Origin of the sequence: Streptomyces sp. NPDC046215 (assembly GCF_040646215.1) — a bacterium.
Classification (GTDB): Bacteria; Actinomycetota; Actinomycetes; order Streptomycetales; family Streptomycetaceae; genus Streptomyces; species Streptomyces stramineus.
In genome coordinates, this window is record NZ_JBEYZW010000081.1 from 1 (window position 1) to 17,301 (window position 17,301).

Consider the following 17,301-nt stretch of genomic DNA (forward strand, 5'->3'; position numbering starts at 1 on the left):
GCCGGACGGGCTCATGAGCCCGTCCGGCGCTTTTGAGAACGCGCCCGCAGGGCGCTCGCCGCCGCAGGCGGCACAGACGGCCCGCAGGCCGAAGGGTCCGGCTACCGTCCGCGCAGCGCCCGGTACCGCGCGACCAGCGCCTGCGTCGACGCGTCCAGCCCCGGCACCTCCGCACCCTCCACCAGCGCGGGCTCGACCCGCTTGGCGAGGACCTTGCCGAGCTCGACGCCCCACTGGTCGAAGGAGTCGATGTTCCAGATCGCGCCCTGGACGAACACCTTGTGCTCGTAGAGGGCGATCAGCTGACCGAGCACCGACGGGGTCAGCTCGCTCGCGAGGACCGTCGTCGTCGGGTGGTTGCCGCGGAACGTCTTGTGCGGGATCAGCTCAGGCGGCACGCCCTCCGCCGCGACCTCCTCCGGCGTCTTGCCGAAGGCGAGCGCCTGCCCCTGGGCGAAGAGGTTCGCCATCAGCAGGTCGTGCTGCCCGACCAGACCCGGCAGCAGGTCGTCCACGGGCTTGGCGAAGCCGATGAGGTCCGCGGGGATCATCTTCGTCCCCTGGTGGATCAACTGGTAATAGGCATGCTGGCCGTTGGTGCCGGGGGTGCCCCAGACGACGGGACCCGTCTGCCAGTTGACGGGCTGTCCGTCGCGCCCTGTGGACTTGCCGTTGGACTCCATGTCCAGCTGCTGCAGGTACGCCGTGAACTTGGACAGGTAGTGGCTGTAGGGCAGCACCGCGTGCGACTGGGCGTCGTGGAAATTGCCGTACCAGATGCCCAGCAGGCCCAGCAGCAGCGGCGCGTTCTCCTCGGGCGGCGCGCACCGGAAGTGCTCGTCGACCAGGTGGAAACCGGCCAGCATCTCGCGGAAGTGGTCGGGGCCGATGGCGAGCATCAGGGAGAGGCCGATGGCGGAGTCGAAGGAGTAGCGCCCGCCGACCCAGTCCCAGAACTCGAACATGTTGGCCGTGTCGATGCCGAACTCGGAGACCTTCTCTTCGTTGGTCGACAGCGCCACGAAGTGCTTCGCCACGGCCTCCTCGCCGGCGCGCAGGCCGGTCAGCAGCCAGTTGCGGGCGGAGGTGGCGTTGGTGATGGTCTCGATCGTGGTGAAGGTCTTCGACGCGATGACGAACAGCGTCTCGGCCGGGTCGAGGTCCCGCAGGGCCTCGTGCAGGTCGGCGCCGTCGACGTTGGAGACGAAACGGAACGTCATTTCCCGGTCGGTATAGGCGCGCAGCGCCTCGTACGCCATCGCCGGACCGAGGTCGGATCCGCCGATACCAATGTTGACGACGTTCTTGATCCGCTTGCCGGTGTGGCCCTTCCAGTCTCCGGAGCGCACCCGGTCGGTGAAGACCTGCATCTTGCGCAGCACGGCGTGCACGGCCAGGACGACGTTCTCCTTGCCGTGCGCCCCCTCGACCTCGATGTCGGTGGATTCGGGGGCACGCAGCGCCGTGTGCAGCACGGCGCGGTCCTCGGTGGTGTTGATCTTCTCGCCGCGGAACATCGCGTCGCGCAGCTCCGCCACCCCGGCCGCCGCCGCCAGCTCGCGCAGGAGCCGCAGGGTCTCGTCGGTGACGAGGTGCTTGGAGTAGTCCAGGTGCAGATCGCCGACGGAGAGCGAGTAGCGCTCGGCCCGCTGCGGATCGTTCGCGAACAGCTCGCGCAGATGCACCTCCCCCAGCTCCTCGCGGTGCTTGGCCAGCGCGTTCCACTCAGGCATCCGGTCGAGCCTGGTGCGGCCTTCTGCGTTCATCTCGGACATCAGCCCACTTCTTCTCGTAGCTGCCCCGCCACCGTCCAACCTAATTGATCAGGGGCCGTAACGAGACGACCCCCGCACGCGAGCGGCCCGGTCGCGCTCCTGGTACAGGTGCGCGGCCGGGCCGCTTCGACGGGTGGCGCTCAGATCTCCCCGCGGAGCTTCGCGAGGGCCTCGGCGAGGATCGCCTCGCCATCGGCGTCGCTGCGCCGCTCCCGGACGTAGGCGAGGTGGGTCTTGTACGGCTCGGTGCGCGGCGGGTCCGGGGGGCTGTCCCGGTCCTGACCGGCCGGGAAGCCGCAGCGGGGACAGTCCCAGGTGTCCGGCACCTGGGCGTCGCTGGCGAAGCTCGGCTGCGTCTCGTGCCCGTTCGAGCACCAGAAGGAGATGCGGAGGCGCGGCGCGGACTCGCCCCGCTCGGCCTCCCCCATCGGCCCCGCTCCGACCCGGCTTCCTCGGATCGCGTTGCCACTTGCCACGGTCGTAACTCCCTGCGTAATGGTGCTGCACGGTGCCAAATAGCGGCTGCGCCGCGGGGTCGGTCGATGACTCCGCTGCGGGCGCCCCAGTCTACGTAAGGCCCAACGCGCGTCCAGGGGCAGGAGTTACAGCCCGGCCGCGAGGACACGACCCCAATGATAGGCCGCGTCCACGACGGTACGTCAGCTATCGAGCTTCATCAGCAGGCCGAGCACGACAATGCAGGCGAACCAGAGCAGACCGATCACCACGGTGATCCGGTCGAGGTTGCGCTCGGCGACCGAGGAGCCGCCGACGGAGGACTGCATGCCGCCACCGAACATGTCGGAGAGGCCGCCACCCTTTCCCTTGTGCATGAGCACCAGCATCATCATCAGCAGGCTGAAGACGATGAGGGCGATCGAGAACCCCATGACCACGGCTGGACCAACTCTCTCGGACTGGAACGGTGAGGGGCCGGGCGGCGCGAAAGCACCGGTCCCGGCCCCGACAGGGTACGACGGGGAGACCCCGTCGTCATAGCGCTGCTACTGGTCCCGGAACCGGACGATCTTGCAGAACTCGTCCACGTCCAGGGCGGCGCCGCCCACCAGGGCGCCGTCGACGTCCGGCTGCGCCATGATCGCGGCGATGTTGCCGGACTTGACGGAGCCGCCGTACTGGATGCGCACCTTGTCGGCAAGCTCACGGCCGTAGAGCTCGGCCAGCCGGCCGCGGATGGCCCCGCAGACCTCCTGGGCGTCCTCGGGGGTGGCGACCTCGCCGGTGCCGATGGCCCACACGGGCTCGTAGGCGATGACGATCGACTCGGCCTGCTCGGCCGGGATGTCCTTCAGGGCGCCGTCGACCTGGGCCAGCGTGTGCTGGACCTGGTTGCCGGCCTTGCGGACGTCCAGGCCCTCGCCGACGCACAGGATCGGGGTGAGCCCGTGCCGGTAGGCGGCCTTGACCTTGGCGTTGCAGATCTCGTCCGTCTCGGCGTGGTACTGGCGGCGCTCGCTGTGCCCGACGGCCACGTAGGTGCACTTGAGCTTGGACAGCATCGCGCCGGAGATCTCGCCGGTGTAGGCGCCGGAGTCGTACGCCGAGAGGTCCTGGGCGCCGTACTTGATCTTGAGCTTGTCGCCGTCGACCAGCGTCTGCACGGAGCGCAGGTCGGTGAACGGCGTCAGGACGGCGACCTCGGTGGCCTCGTAGTCCTTGTCGGCGAGCGCGAAGGCGAGCTTCTGGACCTGTGCGATGGCCTCAAGGTGGTTGAGGTTCATCTTCCAGTTGCCCGCCATCAGCGGGGTACGGCCGGTGTTTTCCATGGATGCAGCCACGGTGGTTCAGTCCTCCAGTGCGGCGAGGCCGGGGAGCGTCTTGCCCTCGAGGTATTCGAGGCTCGCGCCGCCACCGGTCGAAATATGGCCGAAAGCGTTCTCGTCGAAGCCCAGGATGCGCACGGCCGCGGCCGAGTCGCCACCGCCGACGACGGTGAAGGCGGAGCTGTCGAGCAGGCCCTGGGCGACGGCCTTGGTGCCGCCGGCGTAGTCGGGGTGTTCGAAGACGCCCATCGGGCCGTTCCAGAACACCGTGCCCGCGTCAGCGAGCTTCGAGGCGTAGAGCTCGCGCGTCTTCGGGCCGATGTCCAGGCCCTCCTGGTCCGCCGGAATGGCGTCCGAGGCGACGAGCTCCGGGTTGGCGGGCGCCTTGGTCTTCAGGTCGGGGAAGTCGGCCGAGACCAGGACGTCGACGGGGAGGACGAACTCCACGCCGCGCTTCTCCGCGCGCGCCAGGTAGTCCAGGCAGACCGGGACCTGGTCCTCCTGCAGCAGCGAGATGCCGACCTCGTGGCCCTTGGCCTTGAGGAAGGTGTAAGACATTCCGCCGCCGATGAGGATGCGGTCGGCCTTCTCCAGCAGGTTGTCGATGACACCCAGCTTGTCGGAGACCTTGGCACCGCCGAGCACGACGACGTACGGGCGCGCCACGTCCTCGGTGAGCTTCTTCAGGACGGCGACCTCGGTGGCGATCAGGTCACCCGCGGCGTGCGGCAGGCGCGCCGGGAGGTCGAAGACCGAGGCGTGCTTGCGGTGCACCGCACCGAAGCCGTCGCCCACGTAGAGGTCGGCCAGCGCCGCGAGCTCGTCGGCGAAGGCGCCGCGCTCCGCGTCGTCCTTGCTGGTCTCGCCCGCGTTGAAACGGAGGTTCTCCAGCAGCGTGACCTCGCCGTTCGCCGTTGCGGCAACGGTGGCCTTCGCGCTGTCCCCGACCGTGTCGGTGGCGAACGAGACGTTCTTGCCCAGGATCTCACCGAGCCGCGCGGCGGCCGGCGCGAGCGAGAACCGGGGGTCCGGGGCGCCCTTGGGGCGGCCCAGGTGGGAGGCGACGATCACCTTGGCGCCGGCTCCGGCGAGCTTGGCGATCGTCGGGGCGACGGCGCGGATCCGGCCGTCGTCGGTGATGGTCGTGCCGTCGAGCGGCACGTTGAGGTCGGCGCGGACGAAGATCCGCTTGCCCTCGACGCCGTCCTGGAGGAGTTCGTCGATCGTCTTCATGCAGTGACTCCGGTGACGTAGCGGCTAGTCATGAGACGGGGCCCGTACGACGCTCCATCGCGTCGTACGAGCCCCGTCCCCTACATCTCAATGCCTGTGACCGTACAGCAGGCACAGATCAGAGCTGGCCACCGACGAAGACGGTCAGGTCGACCAGACGGTTGGAGTAGCCCCACTCGTTGTCGTACCAGCCGACGACCTTGACCTGGTTGCCCTGGACCATGGTCAGGGAGGAGTCGAAGGTGCAGGAGGCCGGCCAGTTCACGATGTCGGAGGAGACGATCGCGTCCTCGGTGTACTCGAGGATGCCCTTGAGCTGACCCTCGGCGGCCTTCTGGAAGGCGGCGTTGATCTCTTCCTTGGTGGTCTCGCGGTCGAGCTCGAGGACCAGGTCGGTGACCGAGCCGGTCGGGACCGGGACGCGCATGGCGATGCCGTCCAGCTTGCCCTTGAGCTGCGGGAGGACCAGGGCGGTGGCCTTGGCGGCACCCGTCGAGGTCGGGATGATGTTCTCCGCGGCGGCGCGGGCGCGGCGCAGGTCGGAGTGCGGGAAGTCCAGGATGCGCTGGTCGTTGGTGTACGCGTGGACCGTGGTCATCATGCCCTTGACGATGCCGAAGCTCTCGTCGAGGACCTTCGCCATCGGCGCCACGCAGTTGGTGGTGCAGGAGGCGTTGGAGATGACGTGGTGGCTGGCCGCGTCGTACTTGTCCTGGTTGACGCCCATGACGACCGTGATGTCCTCGTCCTTGGCGGGCGCGGAGATCAGGACCTTCTTGGCGCCGGCCGCGATGTGCTTCGCGGCGTCGGCCTTCTTGGTGAAGATGCCGGTGGACTCGATGACGATGTCGGCGCCCAGCTCGCCCCAGGGCAGGTTGGCGGGGTCGCGCTCAGCCATCGTCTTGAAGGTCATGGAACCGACAGTGATCGAGTCGTCGGTGTGGCTGACCTCCTGCTTCAGACGACCCAGGATGGTGTCGTACTTCAGCAGGTGGACCAGGGTGGCGTTGTCGGTCAGGTCGTTGACACCGACGATCTGGATGTCCGCACCCTGCTCCAGCAGCGCGCGGAAGTAGTTACGACCGATACGGCCAAAGCCGTTGATGCCTACGCGGATCGTCACGAACCGATCTCCTCGTTGGTTTGCCGGTCTGTCCGCCGGCGGCTGTATGGGAAGTCCCCGACCACCAACGACCCTACCTCTAAGTACAGGGGTATGTGACATTGAAGGGTCTTGCACAAGTGGGCGGCCTCAGGCACAATTGCGCGCCCTCGGGACGGGGCCCCTGGTCGTGCGCCGGCGGAGGTCATCCGCCGATGGCGCGCAGGGCCGCGCCGAGGAGCGTGGCGCGTTCCCGGGCGTCCCGTACGTGCTCCAGACCGAAGCCCAGCAGCACGGTGTCGGGTGTGGTGACGGCCGCCGAGAAGTGGGCGGCGGCTGCGGAGAGTGACGCCCCGCTGTCACCGAGAGTGACGGACGGGTCCGCCCGGACGGGGGACGCGGGAGCGGCGTAGTCGCCGGCCGCGGCGCTGCGGAAGTGCGGGAAGGTCTCGGGCGGCAGGTCGTCCGAAAGGGAGCTGAAGGACCCGGCGGTGTCCAGCGGGACGCCCGGGGCGTCCCCGAGGGCTACCGAGGTGCCGGCGAGGGCACCGGTGCCGTGGAACCGCGGCGGCCTGGGGTGGGAGAGCCTGTGGCCCGCTCCCAGGTAGTACTGGCCGAAGTCGTCGGTGTCGGCGCGGCCGACCCGCGCGCTGCCGCCGGCCAGGGTGCCCGCGGCGATCAGCTTGCCCCCTTCGTTGACGAAGTCCCGGACGGCGAGCAGCGTGTCGCCTCCGGGCCGGTTGGCGGCCGAGTACCAGACGACGGTGGTGAAGTTGCCGAGGACGCCGAGGGCGTGCGGGGCGCCCTGTGCGGCGACGTCCCAGACGGCGGCCCTGCGGCCGTCGGCGGCGAGGGCCTCGGTGTAGGCCGCCAGCTGCCGCGCGGGGGCGCCCTCGTCGGCGATGACGAGGGTGTCGGTACGGGGCCGCTTCGCCACGGTGTAGGTGAAGGGCTCGCTGGCGGTGCGCCGGCCCTCACGGGTGCGGGCGGTGTACCAGACCTGCACGGTGGAGCCGGGATCGGCGCCCTCGACCGAGGCCCGGTACTGGTCGAAGTGGAGGTTGTCCTCACCGCCGTAGCGGTCGCCGCCCTCCCACGCCTCCAGGCGCTCGGTGTGCGTCCGGCCGCCGTCGACGCGGTAGTTGAGGCGCTTGTCCCGCAGGCTCTTGCGCGCGGTGACGGCGACCTGCTGCTCCTCGCCCCGCGCGTAGGAGGTGGTGAAGGTGTCGGGGGTGAAGTCCGGGGCGGGCAGGACGGCCGAGGGCGCCGGGCGGTCGGGGCCGGCCCGGTGGGATGCGGTCTCGGCGACGGCGAGCGCGAAGGGGACGTTCTTGGCGAACTCCTGCTGGATCAGCTTCTCGTCGTCGGGGAAGGTGAAGCCGGAGCGGCAGTCGGCCGGGTTCCAGGGGTCGTCCGGGTCGAGCGCGGAGACCGTCTGGCAGGTCGACATCTCGGGGGTGAACATCATCGTGCCGTTGACGTTGGCCGCGTGGCCGTCGGCTTCGCCGTTGGTGGTGTAGAGCTCCGAGGAGAGCTGGGGGCGGTAGCCGGGTATCGCGGACTTCTCCGGGGTGCCGGCCAGCGCCCTGTACAGGACGTCGTCCGGGGTGGGCGTGTTGACCTGCCAGCCGACGCCGTAGAGCAGCAGTTCGGCCGCCGAGTGGTAGTTGATCGCGTAGCGGAAGTGGAGGCGCTTCTGGAGCCCGTCCATGGCCCGCGTCTCCGGCTCGGACGATGCAGCGGGGCCGCGGTAGGTCTCGGAGGCGGGCCGGGGCGAGGAGCCCTCGTTGTCGTAGCCCCACCGGTGGGAGAAGTTGCGGTTGAGGTCGACGCCGTCGCCGGCGGTGATCTTGCCGTCGCCGTTGTTGTCGCGGAGGTTCTTGCGCCACAGGCGGGTGTCCGGGCCCTGGAAGGTGTGGTCGTAGCCGTCCGGGTTGGCGGACAGCACGAACCACAGCTCCGTCCGGTCCACGAGCCGGGTGATCCGGTCGTCCTTGCCGTAGCCGTCGAGGTAGTGGTGCATCAGCCGCCGGGTCATCTCCGGCGTGATCCACTCCCGGGCGTGCTGATTGGAGGCGTAGAGGACCGCGGGCTTGTCGCCGTCGTCGGTCTTGGCCGCGTTCCGGCTGACCTTGAGGGCGAGGATGTCCTGGCCGCGCACCGTCTTGCCGATGCTGACGACCTTGGTGAGGCCGGGGTGCGCGCGGGCCGTGTCGGTGATCTCCTGCTTGAGGCCCTTCTTCCCGCTGTACGGGCGGAAGACGCCGTCCCCCGCGGCCTTGAGCCTCTCCTGGGTCCGCTGCGGCACCCGCCGCTCGGTGAGGTCCACCTTCCGCTCCCGCAGGGCCTGGGCCTGCCGGGCGGTGAGGTGGAGCTCGACCGGGGCGGTGCGGTCCGCGGGGATCCGCTCGCCCAGCTCGTGCCCGTCGGCGCCGGCCTGGAGGAGCAGCGGGACCTGTGCGGCGGTGACCTCGGCCGTCCACACGCCGATCGGGCCGGGGTCGGCGCCGGCGTCCGGGGCCGGTCCTGCCTGGGCGAAGGGTGCCGCGGCCAGTCCGCCGATCAACAGCGAAGCCACTGCTCCGAACCCCGCGAACGTTCTCGTTCTGCGTCTCATGAGCCCCCCTTGCTGGTGTCTGCCACGTCAGTGCACACGGCGCCAGGCTGGTGAAGGCCCATGCTCATGTCAATGGGGCCTCGGTGGGGGAACGCGGCGCCCCCGGCGGCCGGGTCGGGCCGCCGGGGGGCGGGGTCTGCCGGGGCCGGGCGGGCCCTGAGCGCGGGGGCGGGGCGTCGGGGCTGGTCAGCCGACCATGCCCTCGGCCATCTCCTCCGAGAGGTCCGAGAGGTCGGAGAGGTTGGACTCCGTGCCGGGGATGCCCAGGTCCTGTGCGCGCTTGTCGGCCATGGCCAGCAGCCGTCGGATCCGGCCGGCGACGGCGTCCTTGGTGAGCGGCGGGTCGGCGAGGGCGCCCAGCTCCTCCAGGGACGCCTGCTTGTGCTCCATGCGCAGCCGGCCGGCCGCGGCGAGGTGCTCGGGCACCTCCTCGCCGAGGATCTCCAGGGCCCGCTGGACCCGGGCGCCGGCGGCGACGGCGGCGCGCGCGGAGCGGCGGAGGTTGGCGTCGTCGAAATTGGCGAGGCGGTTGGCGGTGGCCCGGACCTCGCGGCGCATCCGCCGCTCCTCCCAGGCGAGCACCGACTCGTGCGCGCCCAGCCGCGTCAACAGGGCGCCGATCGCGTCACCGTCCCGGACGACCACGCGGTCCACTCCGCGGACCTCGCGCGCCTTGGCCGCGATCTGGAGCCGGCGGGCGGCCCCGACCAGGGCGAGGGCCGCCTCCGGGCCGGGGCAGGTCACCTCCAGGGAGGAGGAGCGACCGGGCTCGGTGAGCGAACCGTGGGCCAGGAAGGCGCCCCGCCAGGCGGCCTCCGCGTCACAGGTGGCGCCGGAGACGACCTGCGGGGGCAGGCCGCGGATCGGCCGGCCGCGGCCGTCGACCAGGCCGGTCTGGCGGGCCAGCTGATCACCGCCCGCCACTACCCGCACCACGTACCGGCTGCCGCGGCGCAGCCCGCCGGGGGCCATCACCACCAGGTCGGAGGCGTGCCCGAAGATCTCCAGGATGTCCTTGCGCAGCCGCCGGGCGGCGATCCCGGTGTCCAGCTCCGCCTCGATCACGATGCGCCCGCTGACCAGGTGCAGCCCGCCCGCGAACCGCAGGATCGCCGAGACCTCCGCTTTCCGGCAGCAGGTCCGGGTGACGGGGAGCCGGGAGATTTCATCCTTCACCGCTGCCGTCATCGCCATGGGCCGATCCTTCCATGCATCCGAAAAATACGGTCGTACGCGGCGGCCAACAGCTCGGGGTCATGCGTCGGCGAGCTGTCGGGCGCGGCGACCGGCGCCAGCTCGACCGCGGCTCCGAGCCGTTTGGCGGCGTCGATGAGGCTTTCGCGGTCGGGCACGGCGGCCTCGTCGGCCAGCACCACGTCCAGGGCGAGTTTAGGGGCGTGTCGGGCCAAAACCTCCAAATGACGCTGCGGGGAGAAGCCATCGGTTTCACCGGGCTGTGGTGCGAGGTTCAACGACAGGACCCGGCGGGCCTTGGTCTCCTGCAGCGCTTCGAGCAGCTCGGGGACCAGCAGGTGCGGGATCACGGAGGAGAACCAGGAGCCGGGGCCGAGGACCACCCAGTCGGCGTCCAGGACGGCCGCGACGGCCTCGGGGACCGCCGGCGGGTCCTCCGGCACGACGTGCACGGACTGCACCTCGCCGGGGGTGAGGGCCACGGTGGCCTGGCCGCGGACGGTGCTGATCGCGTCGGGCTCGGCCGGGTCGTGGCCCCGGACGAGCGCCTGGAGCTCCAGCGGCACCGCGGACATGGGCAGCACCCGGCCGTGCGCGCCGAGCAGCTTGCCGACCAGGTCCAGGGCCTGGACGTGGTCGCCGAGCTGCTCCCACAGGGCGACGATCAGCAGATTGCCGACGGCGTGGCCGTGCAGGTCGCCCTCGCTGGCGAAGCGGTGCTTGATGACGCGGGCCCAGGTCTGGCCCCAGTCGTCGTCGCCGCACAGGGCGGCGAGGGCCTTGCGCAGGTCCCCGGGGGGCAGCACGCCCAGCTCGTCGCGGAGCCGGCCGCTAGAGCCGCCGTCGTCGGCGACGGTGACGACGGCCGTCAGGTCGCCGGTGATCCGGCGCAGGGCGGCGAGCGACGCCGACAGGCCGTGGCCGCCGCCGAGCGCGACGACCTTGGGCTGCGCGCCACGGGTGGACCGCCCGCCCCGGGCGGGGACCAGGCGGCGGACCCGGCGCAGCCGGAACGTGCGGCCGGTCACTCGCGCCCCATGTCCCTGTGGACGACGACGGTCTCGACACCTTCGGTGGCCAGTCGGTGGGCGAGCTTCTCGGACATCGCGACGGAGCGGTGCTTGCCGCCGGTGCAGCCGACGGCGATGGTCACGTAGCGCTTGCCCTCGCGGCGGTAGCCCGCGGCGATGAGCTGGAGCAGTTCGGTGTAACGGTCGAGGAACTCCTTGGCGCCGGGCTGGTTGAAGACGTAGCCCGAGACCTCCTCGTTGAGGCCGGTGAAGGGGCGCAGCTCGGGGACCCAGTGCGGGTTGGGCAGGAAGCGGCAGTCGACCACGAGGTCGGCGTCGACGGGGAGGCCGTACTTGTAGCCGAAGGACATGACGGTGGCGCGCAGCTCCGGCTCCTCCTCGCCGGCGAACTGGGCGTCCATCTTGGCGCGCAGCTCGTGGACGTTGAGGCTGGAGGTGTCGATCACCAGGTCGGCGTCGCCGCGCAGCTCGCGCAGCAGGTCCCGCTCGGCGGCGATGCCGTCGACGATGCGCCCGGAGCCCTGGAGGGGGTGCGGGCGGCGCACGGACTCGAAGCGGCGCACCAGGGCGTCGTCGGACGCCTCCAGGAAGATCACGCGGCGCTTGACCTTCTTGGCGGCGAGGTCCGCGAGGGACTCCCGGAGGTTGTCGAAGAAGCGGCGCCCGCGGACGTCCACGACCACGGCGATCCGGGCCACGTTGCCCTGCGAGCGGGCGCCGAGGTCCACCATGGTGGGGATCAGGGCGGGCGGCAGGTTGTCCACGACGAACCAGCCGAGGTCCTCCAGGCACTTGGCGGCGGTGCTGCGGCCCGCCCCCGACATGCCGGAGATGATCACCAGCTCGGGGATGCCCGCTGTCTCGCCGGCCGCGTCCGCCGTGGTCGCCGTACTCACCTGTGCTCCGTCTCGATCGGTCCCGGTCATGCTGCTACCCCCGTTCTGCCGGTGCCGCGGGTGCGGCCCCGTCTTCCATACTGCGGTCTTGCGGTGTCCACGGGTGGAACGGCACCTGCCGTCCGCCCGTACAGCGCCGGCCGTGGCCGCCGGAGTCCGCGTCCATCATTCCTCCGCATCGTCCATGATCTCGCCTGTCGCGGTGTTGACGGCAGGGGCGGGCGGGGCCGACGCGGCGAGGGCGGCGGCGATCGTCTCGGCGGTCTTGCGGCCGATGCCGGGCGTCTCGCAGATCTGTTCGATCGTCGCGGCGCGCAGCCGCTTGACGGAGCCGAAGTGCTTCAGCAGCGCCTTCTTGCGCGTGTCGCCGAGGCCGGCGACGGCGTCGAGGGGCCCGGACCGCAGGGTCTTGGTGCGCTTGCTGCGCTGGTAGGCGATGGCGAAGCGGTGCGCCTCGTCGCGGACGCGCTGGAGGAGGTAGAGGCCCTCGCTGGTGCGGGGCAGGACGACGGGATCGTCGTCGTCGGGCAGCCAGACCTCTTCCAGGCGCTTGGCGAGACCGCAGACCGCCACGTCGGTGATGCCGAGCTCGTCCAGGGCCCGCCGGGCGGCGGCCACCTGGGGCTGCCCGCCGTCGACCACCACGAGCTGCGGGGGGTAGGCGAACCGCTTGGGCCGGTCGTCGGCCGGCGCGTCCGGCTCGATGACCTCGCCGGGGCTCACGGCACCGCCGGGACCCGCCGTGTCCTCGGGGGCGCCGGGGCCGTCCTGCCACTCCCCCGTCTTCTGCTTCTCCTGGAGGTAGCGGCGGAAGCGGCGGCCGACGACCTCGTGCATCGAGCGGACGTCGTCCTGTCCGGCGAAGCTCCTGATCTGGAAGCGGCGGTACTCGCTCTTGCGGGCGAGGCCGTCCTCGAAGACGACCATGGAGGCGACGACGTCCTCCCCCTGGAGGTGGGAGATGTCGAAGCACTCGATGCGCAGCGGCGCGGAGTCCAGGCCGAGGGCGTCGGCGATCTCCTCCAGGGCGCGGGAGCGGGTGGTGAGGTCGGAGGCCCGCTTGGTCTTGTGCAGGGCCAGGGCCTGTCCGGCGTTGCGCTGGACGGTGGCCATCAGGTCCTTCTTGTCGCCGCGCTGGGGGATGCGCAGGTCGACGCGGGAGCCGCGCCGCTCGGTGAGCCACTGGGCGACGGGCTCGACCGGATCCGGGAGGGCGGGGACGAGAACCTCCTTGGGGACCGCGTCGCCCTTCTCCTCGCCGTAGAGCTGCTGCAAGGCGTGCTCGACCAGGCCGGCGGTGTCGACGGCCTCGACCTTGTCGGTCACCCAGCCGCGCTGGCCGCGCACGCGCCCGCCGCGGACGTGGAAGATCTGCACGGCGGCCTCCAACTCGTCCTCCGCGACGGCGATCAGGTCGGCGTCGGTGGCGTCGGCGAGGACGACGGCGTTCTTCTCCATGGCGCGCCGGAGGGCCTCCATATCGTCCCGCAGGCGGGCGGCCTTCTCGTACTCCATTTCCTCGGCGGCCTCGCGCATCTGCTCCTCCAGGCGGCGGAGGTAGGCGCCGGTGCGGCCGGCCATGAAGTCGCAGAAGTCCTCCGCCAGTTCGCGGTGCTCCTCGGCGCTGACCCGGCCCACGCAAGGGGCGGAGCACTTGCCGATGTAACCGAGCAGGCAGGGGCGGCCGATCTGGGCGGAGCGCTTGAACACTCCGGCCGAGCACGTGCGGACGGGGAAGACGCGCAGCATCAGATCGACGGTCTCGCGGATGGCCCAGGCGTGGGCGTACGGGCCGAAGTAGCGCACGCCCTTCTTCTTGGGGCCGCGCATGACCTGCACGCGCGGGAACTCCTCGCCCATGGTGACGGCGAGGGAGGGATAGCTCTTGTCGTCCCGGTACTTGACGTTGAACCGGGGGTCGTACTCCTTGATCCAGGAGTACTCGAGCTGGAGCGCCTCGACCTCGGTGGACACCACCGTCCACTCCACCGAGGCGGCGGTGGTGACCATGGTGCGGGTGCGCGGGTGCAGACCGGTGATGTCCTGGAAGTACGAGGAGAGCCGCTGGCGCAGGCTCTTCGCCTTTCCGACGTAGATCACGCGGCCGTGCTCGTCACGGAACCTGTAGACCCCCGGCGAGTCGGGGATCTGTCCCGGCTTGGGTCGGTAGCTGCTGGGGTCGGCCATGTCACACACCCTACTTGCGGGCACTGACAACACCATCGCCGAGCCGTGCCGGGCGCGCGGGCCGAGGGACCGGCCCCGGCGCGTGGGGACGCCGGGGCCGGAGCGGGAGCGGCACGGTGCCGCTCCCTCATAGAGGGTGGTGCGGGGGCAGCGGTCTCAGCGGCGGCGCAGCCTGCGCACCGCCAGCACCGAGCCGCCCAGGGCCAGGGCCGCCGCCGCGGCGGCCGCGGCGGTGACCGCCCCGGCCGGTCCGCCGGCGTCGGTGCGCGCCGCGACCGTCACCGTGCGCCCGGCGGCGGGGTCCGGGGCGGGCTTCCCCGCGGTCTCCGCCCGGCCCGCGTAGCCGCCCGCGAGCCCCTTCTTCTCGTAGGCGGAGCCGGGCAGCTTGTCGCCGTACTCCTTCCGGACACGGGCCCGGTAGCGGTCGACGGTCGTGCCGCCCGCCCCGACGGCACGGGTGGCGTCCGGATCGAGGGGCAGCACCCGGTCGCCGCGCTGGACGTACCAGGCGTCGATCTGCGGTTCCCGGAAGACGGTGCCGCCGCCGAGCTTGCGGTCCCCCTCGGCCGCGTAGCGCGTCTCGTCGTCACCGGTGGCGATGTTGACCACCTTCCAGGTGTCCCCGGCCGGCACGGTCCACACCGACGCGCGCTGCCCGTCCGCGGAGACCGCCTTGCTGGCGAGGAAGTCGAGGGTGGCCACGGCGGCGCCGTCCTTGCCCGCCACGAAGTCCGGGGCGAGCGTGTAGACGGGCACCGTCGCGCCCTCGATCCGGGGCTGTGCCTCCGCCTGGGCGACGGCGCCGTCCCGGGCGAAGAAGCGGGCGAGGGTGTCGAGGGTCGTGGGAGCGGCCGCCGCCTCGTGGGCCGCGGCGACCCCGGCGCGGGAGGGCGCGGCGGGTGCCACCGGGGTGTCGTCGGCGTGCGCGAGGGGCGCGAGGCCGAGGAAGGCCGCGGTGAGCGCTCCGGCGGCCGCCGCACGGGCCGCGTTCTGCCTGGCGTGGACGGTCATGGCGTCACGCTCCGATCCGGTAGAGCGAGTGCGTCCAGGAGAACTCCGAGTTGTTGACGTACCAGCTGTGCGAGGCCCAGTTGTAGCGGCTGTTGGAGGGCCAGGGGTCTCCCCAGTAGACCCAGCTGTTGGCGTCGTCGTATCCGTAGAGGGTGTGCATGTGACCGCCGCCGGAGGCCCACTGGATGCGGGTCTCGATCGGCCGGTCGGCGCTGATCTCGGCCTGGACGGTCGGGTAGCGCAGCCAGCCGGTCACGTACGAGCCGGAGTTGATGCCCGCCCACCTCAGGGCGTTCTGCACATTGCCCAGGGTGGCCTGGTTGTTGGGGCACTCCGTGCCCTGCTGCCGGTTGAAGGCGGCGTTGCAGAACTGGTTCTGGCTGTAGCCGCGGCCGAACCAGGTGGCGATGGTGTTGCCCGCCGCCGCCCAGCACCAGTTGGTCTTCTGCTGGGCCTGCATGGTGATGTTGAGCTTCTTGGACGCGAGCTGTGCGGTGTGGTCGCCGGTGGCGGCGCTCGCCGTGGTGGGGACGGCGAACAGCGCGGCGGCGACGAGGGCCGTCAGGGACAGCCGTCTGCCGCGTATGCGGGTCTTTCCTGGCTTTTCGTGCTGTGCCGATGCACGGGACATGGACGTTCCTCCCGAGGCGATGGGGGGTTGCTGTTTCTGGTGGAGGAGCGCGTCCGGACGCTGGTCAGGAGCATCAGGGTGTTGTCAGTGATCGGTCAACAGGTTTCAATGCTCGGTGAACCGGCCGGTGTGAACAGCCGGTACCGGATGTGAACGGCCGGTGCCCGGCCAGGAGGAACTCAGCGGTCCGGCGGCCCGCTCCGCCCCTGCGGCCGGTGAATATTCACAGGGGGCGAGGGGGCGAGCACCTTGGGACGCAGCAGCTCACAGGCGGGTGTGACCGAGGCCGAACTGGCGCAGGCCCTGCGCACCGGCCCGTTCCACCTGGCACTGCGGACCGCGCTGAGCGCACGCGGGCTGGCCCTGCACCGGGTGCAGCACCGGCTGGCGCAGCGCGGCGTGCGGGTCGGGGTGACGAGCCTCAGCTACTGGCAGCAGGGGGCCCGGCGGCCGCAGCGGGCGGAGTCCCTCCGCGCCGTGCGGATGCTGGAGGACGTGCTGGACCTGCCGGCCGATTCCCTGACCCGGCTGCTCGAACCCGCGGGTGCCGGGGCCGGGGCCGAACGGCCGGCCACGCGGTCCTACCGTTCCCTGCTGGAGGAGGCACGCGTCCTGGAGCGGCTGCTCGCGGAGCTGGAGTCACCGGCCGACGGCGGGCTGCACACCGTCTGCCACCTGGAACGGGTCCTCATAGGGGCCGGACGGGAGCTCCTGGGCCGCGAGTCCCACCACGTGGTGCGCGCGCACCGGGACGGCGTCGACCGGTACGTGGCCATCCACCACGGGGACGCCGGCTGCGACCCCGGGCAGGTCACCGTCCGGGCCACCGAGAACTGCCGGGTGGGGCGCGTCCGCTGGCACGCGGCCTCCGGTGTCCTCGTCGCGGAACTGCTCTTCGACACCCGGCTGCGCGCCGGGGACACCTACGTCTTCGGCTACGGCTTCGACGACGGCACCGGCGGGCCGAGCAGCGAGTACGTCCGCGGCTTCAGCTTCGCGGGCGGACAGTACGTCCTCCAGGTCCGCTTCGACGCCGCCGCGCTGCCGGTGCGCTGCCGCCGCTTCACCCGGACGTCGGCGGGCGCGCCGCGCGGCGGACAGCAGGAGCTGACGCTGGCGGGGCGGCACCGCGGGGTGCACCTCGTGGAGCCGGCGGTGCGCCCGGGGATCGTGGGGATCGCCTGGGACTGGTCGTAGGCGCGCGGGCGGGGGTCTGCGGGCCCGCGGTCAGGCGTCCGGGCCCGCGATCAGCTTGCCGCCCGACGTCTTGACGGGCACGGCAGGCAGGGGGGCGCCGGCCGGCCCCTGGAGGACCTTGCCGGTGTGCACGTCGAACTTGCTGCCGTGGCAGGGGCAGCTGACCTTCCCGTCCTCCAGCTTGTCGACGACACAGCCGGCGTGCGTGCACACCGCGCTGAACGCCTTGTACTCGCCCTTGGCGGGCTGCGAGACGACGAGCCGCTGCTCGCGGTAGAGCTTCGCCCCGCCGACGGGGATCCCGGACGGCTCGCCGAGGTCCACCGGGGCCGTGGGCGTGGCCGGTCCCCGGGTACCGGTGCCGCCGCCCCCGCAGGCCACCGCGCCGAGCCCGGCGGCACCCGCCAGCGCCGCTCCGCGCAGCACGGTACGGCGGGACGAGCAGGGGCTGGGGCTGGTCATGGGGGCTCCCGGGGTGAGCTGCGAACGCGACGCACCGACCCTACCGGCCCGCGGAATTCCCCCTACCGCTCCCCCGGACGGACGGCTGGCGTCCGGCCTGCCGCCGGCGCGCCGTGGGCTCCACGTGCCCCTGCCCGGGCGCGGGCCGCCCGCCCCGGGGGCCGCATCCGCCGGGGCGCGG

The 17,301-nt window shown here is 71.7% G+C and carries 14 protein-coding genes and 1 pseudogene; 1 reads left to right on the forward strand and 14 read right to left on the reverse strand.

Translation table 11 applies throughout. The features are described from left to right. Positions 1-101: 101 nt before the first annotated feature. The 13 genes and pseudogenes from pgi to ABZ951_RS27095 all read right to left on the reverse strand — a co-directional run bounded on the left by pgi (position 102) and on the right by ABZ951_RS27095 (position 15,461). Positions 102-1,766, reverse strand: coding sequence for a glucose-6-phosphate isomerase (gene pgi, locus ABZ951_RS27035; RefSeq protein ID WP_344091177.1), 1,665 nt, complete (start codon positions 1,764-1,766; stop codon positions 102-104). 149 nt (positions 1,767-1,915) lie between these two features. Continuing rightward, complete coding sequence (locus tag ABZ951_RS27040; protein ID WP_079110552.1) at positions 1,916-2,251, reverse strand: RNA polymerase-binding protein RbpA; 336 nt, start codon at positions 2,249-2,251, stop codon at positions 1,916-1,918. A 183-nt stretch (positions 2,252-2,434) separates the two neighbouring features. Next, positions 2,435-2,665 (reverse strand): preprotein translocase subunit SecG, encoded by a 231-nt coding sequence (secG, locus tag ABZ951_RS27045; RefSeq protein WP_344091152.1) that lies wholly within the window; start codon positions 2,663-2,665, stop codon positions 2,435-2,437. 114 nt (positions 2,666-2,779) lie between these two features. Then, positions 2,780-3,562 (reverse strand): triose-phosphate isomerase, encoded by a 783-nt coding sequence (gene tpiA / locus ABZ951_RS27050; RefSeq protein ID WP_344091155.1) that lies wholly within the window; start codon positions 3,560-3,562, stop codon positions 2,780-2,782. Between the two features lie 18 nt (positions 3,563-3,580). Continuing rightward, entirely contained in the window at positions 3,581-4,792 is a 1,212-nt protein-coding gene (locus tag ABZ951_RS27055) for a phosphoglycerate kinase (protein ID WP_344091157.1), read from the reverse strand. A gap of 118 nt (positions 4,793-4,910) precedes the next feature. After that, the gene (gene gap, locus ABZ951_RS27060) at positions 4,911-5,915 is read right to left on the reverse strand and encodes a type I glyceraldehyde-3-phosphate dehydrogenase (protein WP_344091159.1); all 1,005 of its coding nucleotides are present in this window, start codon (positions 5,913-5,915) and stop codon (positions 4,911-4,913) included. Between the two features lie 385 nt (positions 5,916-6,300). Beyond that, positions 6,301-8,511, reverse strand: a pseudogene (locus ABZ951_RS27065) (M14 family metallopeptidase); the annotation flags it as partial. A gap of 186 nt (positions 8,512-8,697) precedes the next feature. Then, positions 8,698-9,705, reverse strand: coding sequence for a DNA-binding protein WhiA (whiA, locus tag ABZ951_RS27070; protein WP_071964484.1), 1,008 nt, complete (start codon positions 9,703-9,705; stop codon positions 8,698-8,700). After that, positions 9,696-10,733 carry a uridine diphosphate-N-acetylglucosamine-binding protein YvcK gene (gene yvcK / locus ABZ951_RS27075; protein ID WP_344091164.1) on the reverse strand — a complete coding sequence of 346 codons (1,038 nt, stop codon included), beginning with the start codon at positions 10,731-10,733 and terminating at the stop codon, positions 9,696-9,698. The genes whiA and yvcK overlap by 10 nt, the downstream gene beginning before the upstream one ends. Further along, positions 10,730-11,662, reverse strand: coding sequence for an RNase adapter RapZ (gene rapZ, locus ABZ951_RS27080; protein ID WP_344091166.1), 933 nt, complete (start codon positions 11,660-11,662; stop codon positions 10,730-10,732). The genes yvcK and rapZ overlap by 4 nt, the downstream gene beginning before the upstream one ends. A gap of 135 nt (positions 11,663-11,797) precedes the next feature. After that, positions 11,798-13,819: an excinuclease ABC subunit UvrC gene (uvrC, locus tag ABZ951_RS27085; protein ID WP_344091168.1), complete on the reverse strand. Its 2,022-nt coding sequence runs from the start codon at positions 13,817-13,819 to the stop codon at positions 11,798-11,800. Positions 13,820-13,975: 156 nt separating this feature from the next. After that, complete coding sequence (locus ABZ951_RS27090) at positions 13,976-14,830, reverse strand: hypothetical protein (protein ID WP_361280891.1); 855 nt, start codon at positions 14,828-14,830, stop codon at positions 13,976-13,978. A 4-nt stretch (positions 14,831-14,834) separates the two neighbouring features. After that, complete coding sequence (locus ABZ951_RS27095; protein WP_344097095.1) at positions 14,835-15,461, reverse strand: papain-like cysteine protease family protein; 627 nt, start codon at positions 15,459-15,461, stop codon at positions 14,835-14,837. Between the two features lie 249 nt (positions 15,462-15,710). Between ABZ951_RS27095 and ABZ951_RS27100 the strand changes: the two genes are divergently transcribed. After that, positions 15,711-16,658, forward strand: a complete 948-nt coding sequence (locus ABZ951_RS27100) for a hypothetical protein (protein WP_344097093.1) — start codon at positions 15,711-15,713, stop codon at positions 16,656-16,658. Positions 16,659-16,688: 30 nt separating this feature from the next. Here the strand turns inward: ABZ951_RS27100 and ABZ951_RS27105 are convergent, their stop codons facing one another. Then, positions 16,689-17,120: a Rieske (2Fe-2S) protein gene (locus ABZ951_RS27105; protein WP_344097090.1), complete on the reverse strand. Its 432-nt coding sequence runs from the start codon at positions 17,118-17,120 to the stop codon at positions 16,689-16,691. Positions 17,121-17,301 lie beyond the last annotated feature (181 nt).